The sequence below is a fragment of the Rhizobium sp. WCS2018Hpa-16 genome, from assembly GCF_031843705.1.
Classification (GTDB): domain Bacteria; phylum Pseudomonadota; class Alphaproteobacteria; order Rhizobiales; family Rhizobiaceae; genus Agrobacterium; species Agrobacterium tumefaciens_C.
Genome location: NZ_JAVTIX010000001.1, coordinates 230802 through 242518, shown reverse-complemented (window position 1 = coordinate 242518; position 11717 = coordinate 230802). Strand labels below are relative to the sequence as shown.

Genomic DNA, 11717 nt, shown 5'->3' with positions numbered 1-11717 from the left:
GACAATATGCGCGGCTCACAATGTCAAGCCACGGCATGCGCATCACATGTCAAATATGATTGCCAGTTCCCCTGCTTTAAGCATAACCTGCCAGCGAGCGTTGCAACGTTGGGCAAAGGGAAACGCCATGCACCGAACCGTAATCGTGACAGGCTCAACCAGCGGCATTGGTCTAGCCATAGCACAAGCTTTTGCCAATGATGGCTGCAACGTGATGCTGAATGGCTTCGGCGTTGAGAGCGAGATCGAAGATACCCGCCTGCTGATGGAAGCAGAAAGCGGCACCCGCGTTCTCTACCACCCGGCGGATATGACAAAGCCCGATGAAATTGCCGATCTGGTGAAAACCGCCCATGACAAGCTCGGCTCAGTCGATATTCTGGTCAACAATGCGGGTGTGCAGCACGTGGCACCGGTGGAAGATTTTCCTCCGGAAAAATGGGACCAGATCATCGCCATCAACCTGACCAGCGCGTTTCACACCATGCGCGCCGCTATCCCGCTCATGAAAGCCGCCGGGAAAGGCCGCATCATCAACATCGCCTCAGCCCATGGCCTCGTTGCCTCGCCCTATAAATCTGCCTATGTGGCGGCAAAACATGGTATCATCGGACTGACGAAATCCGCAGCGCTGGAACTTGCCGAAACCGGCATTACCGTCAACGCCATATGTCCGGGCTATGTGCTGACATCGCTGGTGGAAAAGCAGATACCCGATACGGCCAAAGCACGCGGCATCAGCGAGGATGAGGTCAAGAACGACGTTCTGCTGAGACTGCAGGCGACGAAAGAATTTGTGAAGGTTGAGGATGTGGCCGCAACTGCCATCTTCCTGGCCAGCGATGCCGCAAAACAGATCACAGGCACGCATATTTCTATCGATGGCGGCTGGACCGCACAATAATCATACGCAGACGAAGGCACGGCATGAAAGACGCAATCAGCTTCATCCTCAACAACGAGACCGTTTCGATCAGGGACTTCGGCCCGACCGAAACGCTGCTCGATTATCTGAGGCTGCAAAAAAGACTGACCGGGACAAAAGAGGGCTGCGCCGAAGGCGATTGCGGCGCTTGCACCGTTCTTGTCGGTCGTCTTCTGGATGGCTCGCTGCGCTACGAGACCGTCAATGCCTGTATCCGCTTCATCGGGTCGCTGCATGGCGCGCATATCGTCACCATAGAGCATCTGGCGGGCAAGAATGGCGTGCTGCACCCGGTGCAACAGGCCATGGTGGACTATCATGGCTCCCAATGCGGCTTTTGCACACCCGGATTCGTCATGTCGCTTTACGGCCTCTGGCTCACCAGCAACAAGCCATCTCGCGCCGATATCGAAAAGGCGTTGCAGGGCAACCTCTGTCGCTGCACCGGCTACGAGCCGATCATTCGCGCCGCTGAAAGCGTGACAGCTGCCAGACCCAGCACCCTTTTCGACCCGATCGAGCGGGACCGCTCCAGCATCATGTCGCGCCTCTGGGCGATCCAGCAGACTGAAACGATCATCATCACCAAAGACGACTGTCGCACGATCATACCGTCGAACATTTCCGAATTCGCTTCCGCCTATGCGGCTGAGCCCAAGGCCACCATCGTGGCTGGCTCCACCGATGTCGGCCTGTGGGTGACCAAGCAGATGCGGACGCTGACCTCCGTCATCTTCATCAATCACTTGAGCGAACTTCAGTCCATTTCGGTAAGAGATGGTGGCATTTCGATAGGCGCTGGCGTGACTTACGCCCATGCCTTCGCACACTTGGCAAAGCATATTCCCTCGCTTGGCCGTCTGATTGACCGCATCGGTGGCCAGCAGGTTCGCAACATGGGAACGATTGGCGGCAACATTGCCAATGGCTCACCCATCGGCGACACACCGCCAGCGCTGATCGCACTTGGGACCGCGCTGACGCTGCGCTCATCAACCGGCAGCCGGACAATGCCGCTCGAAAACTATTTCATCGACTACGGCAAGCAGGACCGCCTGCCCGGCGAGTTCGTGGAAAAGCTTTTCGTGCCGATACCTTCAGCCGCTACCCATTGCGCGATCTACAAGATTTCCAAACGCCGCGATGAGGATATTTCAGCACTCTGTGCCGCCTATCATCTGAAGCTGGATGCCGAAGGCGTCGTGGAAGACATACGCATTGCCTTTGGCGGAATGGCGGCAACGCCCAAGCGCGCCGTGGCACTTGAGGGCGCACTCAAGGGCAAAGCCTGGAACATTGAAACCATTCAAGCGGTTCGGGATGTGATCGAAGCAGATTTTCAGCCGCTGACCGACTGGCGCGCCACGGCAGAATACCGGCTGCTGACCGCGAAAAACCTGCTGACCCGCTTTTTCCTGGAAACCACAGGTGAGGCCCAAGAGTTGCAGCGCTTTGCGCTGGCGGAGGCGTGAAGGCCATGGATACCAACACATTCGAGCGCAAGAAAACAGCAGTAAACGGCGAACTTCACGGATCTATTCGCCATGATTCAGCACACAAGCATGTCACCGGAAGTGCTGAATATATCGACGATATTCCCGAACCCGCTGGTCTGATCCACGGCGCGCTGGGCATGGCAGATCGAGCCCATGCGGAAATCGTCTCCATGGATTTGTCGCAGGTTGAAGCAACCCCCGGCGTTCTCTGGGTGATGACCGGAAAAGATGTTCCGGGCGAAAACGACGTTTCCTCCGGCGGGCGTCACGATGAGCCCTTGCTGGCGGAAAAGCTCGTGCAATTTCACGGCCAGCCAATCTTTGCCGTCTTCGCGGAGACGCGCGACATTGCGCGCAAGGCCGCCCGCAAGGCGAAAATCACCTACAATGACCTTCCTCACTGGAGCGATATCGACAGCGCGATGGAAAACGGCGAGCCACTGGTGACGCCCGGCATGGTGCTTCAACGCGGCGATGCCGAGGTCGAAATGGACGTCGCACCCCGCCGCCTGACTGGCACCATGCGCATCGGCGGGCAGGAACATTTTTATCTGGAAGGCCATATTGCCATGGCGGTTCCCGGTGAGGATGATGAGGTCACGGTGTGGAGTTCCACCCAGCACCCCAGCGAAATACAGCACATCGTCAGCCATATAATGCAAGTGCCCTCCCATGCTGTGACCGTGCAGGTGCGGCGCATGGGCGGTGGCTTTGGCGGCAAGGAAACGCAGGGCAACCAGTTCGCGGCCCTTTGTGCCATTGCAGCCAAGAAACTGAACCGCGCCGTAAAAATCCGCCCTGATCGAGACGAGGACATGGTGGCAACGGGCAAGCGCCATGATTTCAGAGTCGATTATGAGCTAGGCTTCGATGACGAAGGCCGTATCCATGCGGTTGATGCGACCTATGCGGCACGCTGCGGTTTCTCCTCGGACCTGTCAGGCGCGGTCACCGACCGCCCGCTTTTCCACGCGGATTCAAGCTATTTCTATCCTCATGTAAAACTTCAATCCAAGCCACTGAAAACGCACACCGTTTCCAACACCGCGTTTCGAGGTTTTGGCGGGCCACAGGGCATGCTGGGCGCAGAACGCTTCATCGAGGAAATCGCCTATGCTGTCGGCAAGGACCCGCTGGAGGTCCGCAAGCTGAATTTCTACGGCCAGACCGGCTCGGGCCGTACCACCACGCCCTACCATCAGGAGGTCGAAGACAACATCATTGCCCGCATCGTGGAAGAGCTGGAAACGTCGAGCGATTATCAGGCACGGCGAAATGCGATCATCGAATTCAACAAGACCAGCCCTGTCATCCGCAAGGGCATCGCCCTGACGCCGGTCAAGTTCGGCATTTCCTTCACCATGACCGCCTTCAATCAGGCTGGCGCGCTAATCCACGTCTATAATGACGGCTCCATTCACCTGAACCATGGCGGCACGGAAATGGGCCAGGGGCTTTACACCAAGGTGGCTCAGGTGGTTGCCGATGCGTTTCAGGTGGATATCGAACGCGTCAAGATCACCGCAACAACCACTGGCAAGGTGCCCAACACCTCCGCGACCGCCGCCTCGTCAGGCACCGACCTCAACGGCATGGCAGCCTATGATGCGGCACGCCAGATCAAGGAGCGCCTTGTTCAGTTTGCGATGGAGAAATGGAAGGTTGGTCAAGACGAGGTCGCGTTTCTGCCCAATCGTGTCAGAGTCGGAACGGAAGAAATCGCCTTTAACGACTTTATCAAACAGGCTTATTTCGCCCGCGTTCAACTGTCCGCTGCGGGTTTTTACAAGACCCCGAAAATTCACTGGGACCGGGCGGCGGGCAGAGGCAAGCCGTTCTATTATTTCTCCTATGGCGCCTCCTGCTGCGAAGTCTCCATCGATACACTGACCGGCGAATATATGATGGAGCGAACCGATATTCTTCACGATGTCGGAAAATCCCTCAACCCGGCCATAGATATCGGTCAGGTGGAAGGCGCATTCGTGCAGGGCATGGGCTGGCTAACAACGGAAGAATTGTGGTGGGATGACAAGGGACGGCTGCGTACCCACGCGCCCTCGACCTACAAGATCCCCCTTGCCTCCGACCGTCCGAAGATTTTCGACATCAAGCTGGCGGAATGGTCGCAGAATGTGGAGCCGACCATTGGCCGCTCCAAGGCCGTGGGCGAGCCACCCTTCATGCTGGCGATCTCGGTTCTGGAAGCCCTGTCCATGGCGGTCGCAAGCGTTGCCGATTACAAGGTCTGCCCGCGGCTGGATGCACCCGCAACGCCAGAGAGGGTGCTGATGGCGGTGGAACGGCTGAGGAAGGTTTGACCGGAGCCCGCGCCCATGGCTGATACCCCCATCTCCTTCTTTCTGGACGGCGAAAACCCCAGCATTCTCATCGAGATCGAGTCTATCAAAGGCTCGGCCCCGCGCGAGGCCGGCACCTTCATGCTGGTTTCAAAAGATCTGATCTGGCAGACGATTGGTGGTGGGCAGTTCGAATATATGGCGATTGACCACGCCCGGGCGATGCTGGCTGGCAAGACAGTGCTCGATAGCATGGACATTCCGCTGGGCCCCGAAATCGGCCAGTGCTGCGGCGGGCGCACCCTGCTTCGGTTTACGCCGGTTTCAGAGCAGATCGCGGACGCCGTAAAAGCCCGGCTGGCGCAGGATGATCAGTCGCGCCCCGCTGTCGTGATTTTCGGCGCGGGCCATGTGGGCAAGGCATTGGCACAAGCGCTATCGCTGCTTCCACTATCCGTGACTGTGATCGAAACACGCGCTGACGAGTTGGAAGGCTTGCCCGTCACCGTTTCATCGAAGCTGACAGCCATGCCAGAAGGCTTCGTGAAGAATATTCCGGCAGGCGGCGCGGCCATCATCGTGACCCATGACCATGCGCTCGATTTCCTGATTGCGAAGGAAGCACTCGCTCGTAACGACCTTGCCTATGTCGGCATGATTGGCTCGAAAACCAAGCGGGCAACATTTGCGCACTGGCTGGAGCGTGAGGGTGCGCCGAGGTCCACACTGGAGCGGCTGGTTCTGCCAATTGGTGGAGAGGCAGTCAAAGACAAACGCCCCGCCGTCATAGCGGCCTTGGTGGTAGCGCAAGTGCTTCACGCATTGCATCGCTCTGCCGCCGTCGCCCCGGACCAACCCCTTCCCTTCCATCCAAAAGCCCAAGATCTCGCTTGAGATGATCCGGTAATTCTTCTTCCGGGCAATCCTGGGGGATTGTCACGTAACGCGGAAATCTCATCCCAATCCATAGGCGCGCCAATAGCCGTGGCCAGACGCTGAAAGCGGCTGTACGCATTGTATTTCTCCTGAGCTCTTTTGATGCTATGAGAGACTAATGCTCCTGTTTTTATGGAATAACCAATGAAACTTCAGACCTTATGGATAAAGAGAACTTATCTATGAAGCTGTCCCGCAATTTTCCGTTGAACGCGTTGCGCGTTTTCGACAGCGCCGCCCGACATCTCAGCTTCACCAAAGCTGGCGAGGAGTTGGGCATGACGCAGACGGCGGTCAGCTATCAGATCAAGCTGCTGGAGGATTTCGTCGGCTCCGCACTTTTTGAGCGCAAGCCCCGTCAGCTTCGATTGACGGAAAACGGAAAGCGGCTAGCACCGCGCGTGACAGATGGTTTGACGACTCTTGTGGAGGCGGTCTCCGACCTCAAGCAAAGCACTGGAGGCACGCTGTTCATTCATACGACGCCGACATTTGCGGCGCGCTGGCTTTCTCGCCACCTTGTCTCGTTCCAGATCGAAAATCCCGATCTTGCCGTCAGGCTCGAAACCTCTCAGGACTTCGTGGACTTTAGCGGGCTGAATGTCGATCTCGCAATCCGCGCTGGCTCAGGCAATTGGCCAGGATTGAAGTCGCATTTGCTGATGCGTGGGGGCTTTAGCCCCATGCTCAGCCCCTCGCTGGCAGATAGTATCGGAGGCGTAAAGACCCCTGAAGACCTGCTGAAGCTTCGCATCATCGATCCAACCGACCCGTGGTGGACGCTCTGGTTCAAGGCCGCAGGCATAGACGACCCCTCGTTTTTACAGCGAACGGGCAGCCGCATGGGCGCACAGACTTTCGAAGCGGCAGCGGCCATTGCCGGACAGGGCGTCGCCATTCTCACGCCTGAATTCTATACAGACGAGATCGCCTTGGGGCGATTGATCCAGCCTTTCGATATTTTAAGCTATGACGCCGCGAACTATTGGCTGGTTTATCCGGAAAACCGCAGCCGATCGCGCAAGATCGCCTTGTTCTGTGATTGGATTTTCAGTCTTGTCCCACAGGCCAAGTAAGCATCAAGCCATCACTCATCAAAAAACAGACGGACAACGGGCGGCGAGACAACGGTTCCCTCTTTTCTAACGTGGGATTTTCTCGCACAGTGCGGTGCAACGTCAGGGGAACAGAATGTACGAATACGCCATTGCGTGGGAATGGATGGCTTTTGCCGTCCGCTGGCTGCACGTGATTACCGCCATTGCCTGGATTGGCTCATCCTTTTATTTCATCGCGCTCGATCTGGGACTGGTCAAGCGCGCGCATCTGCCTGTCGGCGCCTATGGCGAAGAGTGGCAGGTCCATGGCGGTGGCTTCTATCATATCCAGAAATATCTGGTGGCGCCTGCGCAGATGCCGGAACATCTCACCTGGTTCAAATGGGAGAGCTATGCCACATGGCTTTCCGGCTTTGCGATGCTGTGCATCGTCTACTACGGCGGCGCAGATCTGTTTCTCATCGACCATTCGGTGCTGGAACTCACGCAGTTTCAGGCCATCTGTCTTTCGCTCGCATCGCTGGCCGTCGGCTGGCTGTTTTATGATTTCCTCTGCAAATCTCCGCTTGGCAACAACACCTGGGGCCTGATGGTCGTGCTCTATATTGCGCTGGTGGGCATGGCATGGGGCTATACGCAGGTCTTTACCGGCCGTGCCGCCTTCCTGCATCTGGGCGCGTTTACCGCCACCATCATGTCGGCCAACGTCTTCATGATTATCATTCCTAACCAGAAGATCGTCGTCGCAGACCTCATCGCAGGACGCACGCCAGACCCGAAATATGGCCGCATTGCCAAGCAGCGCTCGCTGCACAACAACTACCTGACGCTGCCCGTCATTTTCTTCATGTTGTCGAACCATTATCCTCTGGCATTTGCCACGCAGTTCAACTGGATCATCGCCGCGCTCGTGTTCCTGATGGGCGTGACGATCCGTCATTGGTTCAACACCACCCATGCACGCAAGGGTCGGCCAACATGGACGTGGCTGGTCACGCTGCTGATCTTCATCGTCATCATGTGGCTGTCCACCGTGCCGAAGATACTGACCGGCGAGCAGGAAGAAAAAGCCGCAATGCTTTCCCCCACCCAGCAACTTTTCGCCAGCGATATGCATTTTGCATCCGCACGCGATGTGGTGCAGGGCCGCTGTTCCATGTGCCATGCGGCAGAGCCCGTCTGGGAGGGCGTTCCCTTCCCACCGAAGGGGGTGAAACTGGAAACGGATGCACAGATTGCAGCCCATGCGCGGGAAATCTATTTACAGGCAGGCCGCAGCCATGCCATGCCCCCCGGCAACATCACGGCGATAACGCCGCAAGAACGCAAGGTGCTGACCGCCTGGTATGAAAGCGCCGTGTCTCAAGGAAAAACACAATGAGCATGCTCCTGCTGCGCGGACGTCTTTTCAGCTTCAATCGCGCACCGCTTTCCATCGATGATACGGCCAGCTATCTCTATATCGAAGATGGCGGCCTGTTGATTAAAGACGGCAAGATCAGCGCTATCGGAGACTATGCAGACATCCGCGCACAGGCCCCTGAAGGTGTCCTCGAGAAGGATCATCGCCCTCACCTCATCGTGCCGGGCCTCATCGACATGCATGTGCACTTTCCGCAAATGCAGGTCATTGGCTCCTATGCGGCAAATCTGCTGGAATGGCTGAACACCTACACCTTCCCGGAAGAATGCCGTTTTGTGGAAAGCGCGCATGCGCAACGCATCGCCACGCATTTTTACGATGAGCTGATCCGCCACGGCACCACCACGGCGGTTGCCTATTGCTCTGTCCACAAAACCTCCGCCGATGCATTCTTTGCCGAGGCCATGAAGCGCAACATGCTGATGGTGGGCGGCAAGGTCATGATGGACCGCAATGCCCCGCAGGGTCTGCTCGATACGCCTGAACAGGGCTATGATGAGACACGCCAGGTGATTGCGGACTGGCACGGCAAAGGCCGCAACCACGTCGCCATCACACCACGCTTTGCCATCACATCCACACCAAAGCAGATGGAAGCAGCGCAGGCACTGGCGCAGGAGTTTCCTGATCTCTTCATCCAGACGCATTTGTCGGAAAATCTGGACGAGATCAAATATACCTGCGAACTTTACCCTGAGGCCATCGACTACACGGATATTTACGTGCGTTACGGTTTGATGGGCAACAAGACCCTGCTCGGCCACGCCATTCACCTGTCGGATCGGGAAGCGGATGTCTTGTCAGAGACAGGCGCGGTCGCCGTGCACTGCCCAACCTCAAACCTGTTCATCGGCTCCGGCCTGTTCCCGATGAGAAAGTTGCAGCGGCGCGAAAAGCCCGTGCGCATCGCGATTGCCACCGATATTGGCGGCGGCTCCAGCTATTCCATGTTGCGCACCATGGACGAGGCTTACAAGATTCAACAGCTTCTGGGTGAGCGCCTCAATCCGCTCGAAAGCTGGTATATGATGACCCGCGGCAATGCCGAGGCCCTGTCGATGGTTGATCGCATCGGCACTCTGGAGTTTGGCACCGATGCGGATATAACCGTTCTCAACGCGTCATCCACGCCCGCCATGGCGCTTAAAATGGAAGTGGTCAAAAGCCTGACGGAAGAATTGTTCCTGATGCTGACCATGGGGGACGACAGAACCGTCAGCGAAACATATTTAGCCGGCGTCGCAACCAAAAGCTTTATTGAGCTTAAATAATCCTGCGAGAACTAGCACTACTAAAACACGCAATTCAAAATTAAGTTTGTGTAAACTGTAACTTTCTAATCGTGGAAGTGACAGTAATGCCCACGGTCGCCATGACGGCATCCCCTCCTGTCATGCAGCGTCATTTCACGAAAACATTCTGCTTTGAAACGAAGCGACTCCCACGCTGCCGCTCAGATGCACCGTTTTCGCACCCATTACCCAATCGCGAGGGAAGATGTCTTTTTTAAAAAATGCGAGTATTCGCACCAAAATCCTATCTTTAATTGTCCCGCTCTGCATCGTAGGAATGGGCGGCACTGCATATATTTCAGTCCAGTTCAAAGCAGCAGACGACGCTTACAGCGAGTTCATCTCCAAGGATAATACGTCCACTGTTGAACTGGCTCGCGCCAACAGAAATCTGGTTGCCGCCGCTTACTCTGCCTACCAAACACTTTCATATAACAAAGAGGATCCGCGTCTGCAGGCGGCGGTTACCCTTTATAATGAAAGCAAGACGGCGATGTTCAAGCGCCTTCAGGGGGCGAAAGACAACCTTCCCGAAGAAACGGCAGCCATCGATGCGCTGATATCCAGAGCGAAGGAAGTTACCATCCTCACCGATCAGGCCGTTCTGTTGGGTCAGCAAGACCGCAACACCGAAGCTGCCGCGGTTTTGGCCAAGGCTGACGCCCTGATTATTCCCCTGACCAAAGACAATGCAAGCGCTCTGGATAAGATCGTAGAATCGGTAGCAGAAGAAAGTGACGGTCTGACCGACGCGACGAACTCCGCCATTCTGATGGGCCTCACTGTCGTCGGCAGCGTATTCGCATTTGGAATTCTTGCCGCGCTTATTGTTGCCGCCAAGGGAATTACAACACCCATTGCCGCGCTGCGTGAACGCATGACGACCCTTGCACAGGGTGAAACCGCTGCCCCTGTGGATGGACAGGACCGCAACGACGAAGTTGGACTGATGGCAAAGGCAGTGTCCATCTTCCGCGAAAATGCGCTGGAGCGCACGCGTCTGGAAGATGAAGCCAAAGCAAGCCGCAGCCTTTCCGAGAAAGAACGCCTGGAGCGCGAAGCCCAGAAAGAGCAGGACGCAGCTGATACCCAGTTTGCCGTTGATGAATTGGCCCGGGGTCTCGGACGTCTGGCCGCCGGTGATGTTGGCTATCGCATCAACACGCCATTCGTGGCCCATCTCGATACGCTGCGCGCCAACTTCAACGATTCCGTCGGCAACCTGAATGACGCTTTGCGTGCTGTGGGACAGAACGCCCGCGGGATCGATGCAGGTGCCAATGAAATCCGCTCTGCTGCCAACGATCTGTCCAAACGCACAGAACAGCAGGCGGCCTCTGTCGAAGAAACGGCAGCGGCGCTGGAAGAGATCACCACAACGGTGAAAGATAGCAGCAACCGCGCCGAAGAAGTCGGCCGTCTCGTGGCCAAGGCGCGTGCAGGTGCGGAAAAATCCGGCGATGTCGTTCGTCAGGCTGTGACTGCAATGAACGAGATTGAGCACTCTTCGGGTGAAATCACCAACATCATCAGCGTCATTGATGAAATCGCGTTCCAGACCAACCTTCTCGCGCTCAATGCCGGTGTCGAAGCCGCACGTGCGGGCGAAGCGGGCAAGGGCTTTGCTGTTGTTGCACAGGAAGTGCGTGAACTGGCCCAGCGCTCTGCAAAGGCCGCGAAAGAAATCAAGGCACTGATCACCACCTCTGGCGAACACGTTCGCTCTGGCGTGCATCTGGTCGGTGAAACCGGTCGCGCTCTGGAAGTCATCGTTGGCGAAGTGCAGGAAATCAACCGTCACATCACGGCGATTGTTGAATCCTCGCGTGAACAGTCTGTTGGACTTCAGGAGATCAACACCGCCGTCAATACCATGGATCAGGGCACGCAGCAGAATGCTGCCATGGTCGAGCAATCGACTGCGGCCAGCCATAGCCTTGCCAAGGAAGCAGCATCCCTCAACCAGTTGCTGCAGCGCTTCAACCTCGGCGCCTCAGATGGCGCAGCCCGTGCGGCACCGATACAGGCCGCACCGGTCAGAGCAGCGTCAACCGCGTCCAAACCCGCGCCATCCCCTGCCCGCGCCCTTGGCCGCAAGATCGCAGGCGCTTTCGGCGGCGGCGCATCGGCTGCCGCAGTTCAAAGCAGCTGGGAAGAATTCTGAAAGCAACGATAGACCGAAAATCGGGCGGCTTGTGCCGCCCTTTTTTTATGAGCTTTTACCTGTGATGCGGTTTTGTCCTCCGCATTTTTTGCTGCGCGTCGCAGACCACAGGCCAACATTTTC

8 protein-coding genes are annotated in these 11717 nt (G+C 56.8%); all 8 read left to right on the top strand.

The features are described 5' to 3' along the window. Window positions 1-127 precede the first annotated feature (127 nt). Window positions 128-904 carry a 3-hydroxybutyrate dehydrogenase gene (locus RQI55_RS01240; protein ID WP_243255251.1) on the top strand — a complete coding sequence of 259 codons (777 nt, stop codon included), beginning with the start codon at window positions 128-130 and terminating at the stop codon, window positions 902-904. Between the two features lie 23 nt (window positions 905-927). After that, window positions 928-2397 carry a xanthine dehydrogenase small subunit gene (gene xdhA / locus RQI55_RS01235; protein WP_243255250.1) on the top strand — a complete coding sequence of 490 codons (1470 nt, stop codon included), beginning with the start codon at window positions 928-930 and terminating at the stop codon, window positions 2395-2397. A 5-nt stretch (window positions 2398-2402) separates the two neighbouring features. Next, window positions 2403-4742, top strand: a complete 2340-nt coding sequence (xdhB, locus tag RQI55_RS01230) for a xanthine dehydrogenase molybdopterin binding subunit (protein ID WP_311276905.1) — start codon at window positions 2403-2405, stop codon at window positions 4740-4742. A 15-nt stretch (window positions 4743-4757) separates the two neighbouring features. After that, on the top strand, window positions 4758-5615 hold the full coding sequence (xdhC, locus tag RQI55_RS01225; RefSeq protein WP_243255248.1) for a xanthine dehydrogenase accessory protein XdhC: 858 nt from the start codon (window positions 4758-4760) through the stop codon (window positions 5613-5615). 224 nt (window positions 5616-5839) lie between these two features. Further along, complete coding sequence (locus RQI55_RS01220) at window positions 5840-6733, top strand: LysR substrate-binding domain-containing protein (protein ID WP_243255247.1); 894 nt, start codon at window positions 5840-5842, stop codon at window positions 6731-6733. Between the two features lie 115 nt (window positions 6734-6848). Continuing rightward, window positions 6849-8096 carry a urate hydroxylase PuuD gene (gene puuD, locus RQI55_RS01215; protein WP_243255246.1) on the top strand — a complete coding sequence of 416 codons (1248 nt, stop codon included), beginning with the start codon at window positions 6849-6851 and terminating at the stop codon, window positions 8094-8096. After that, complete coding sequence (guaD, locus tag RQI55_RS01210) at window positions 8093-9409, top strand: guanine deaminase (RefSeq protein WP_311272322.1); 1317 nt, start codon at window positions 8093-8095, stop codon at window positions 9407-9409. The genes puuD and guaD overlap by 4 nt, the downstream gene beginning before the upstream one ends. A gap of 226 nt (window positions 9410-9635) precedes the next feature. Next, a complete protein-coding gene (locus RQI55_RS01205; protein ID WP_311272323.1) occupies window positions 9636-11594 on the top strand; it encodes a methyl-accepting chemotaxis protein in 1959 nt (652 codons plus the stop codon). The last annotated feature ends 123 nt before the right edge of the window (window positions 11595-11717 follow it).

Coding starts and splice junctions, on each gene's coding strand:
- RQI55_RS01240 (WP_243255251.1), top strand. CDS start 128: ATGCACCGAACCGTAATCGTGACAGGCTCAACCAGCGGCATTGGTCTA.
- xdhA (WP_243255250.1), top strand. CDS start 928: ATGAAAGACGCAATCAGCTTCATCCTCAACAACGAGACCGTTTCGATC.
- xdhB (WP_311276905.1), top strand. CDS start 2,403: ATGGATACCAACACATTCGAGCGCAAGAAAACAGCAGTAAACGGCGAA.
- xdhC (WP_243255248.1), top strand. CDS start 4,758: ATGGCTGATACCCCCATCTCCTTCTTTCTGGACGGCGAAAACCCCAGC.
- RQI55_RS01220 (WP_243255247.1), top strand. CDS start 5,840: ATGAAGCTGTCCCGCAATTTTCCGTTGAACGCGTTGCGCGTTTTCGAC.
- puuD (WP_243255246.1), top strand. CDS start 6,849: ATGTACGAATACGCCATTGCGTGGGAATGGATGGCTTTTGCCGTCCGC.
- guaD (WP_311272322.1), top strand. CDS start 8,093: ATGAGCATGCTCCTGCTGCGCGGACGTCTTTTCAGCTTCAATCGCGCA.
- RQI55_RS01205 (WP_311272323.1), top strand. CDS start 9,636: ATGTCTTTTTTAAAAAATGCGAGTATTCGCACCAAAATCCTATCTTTA.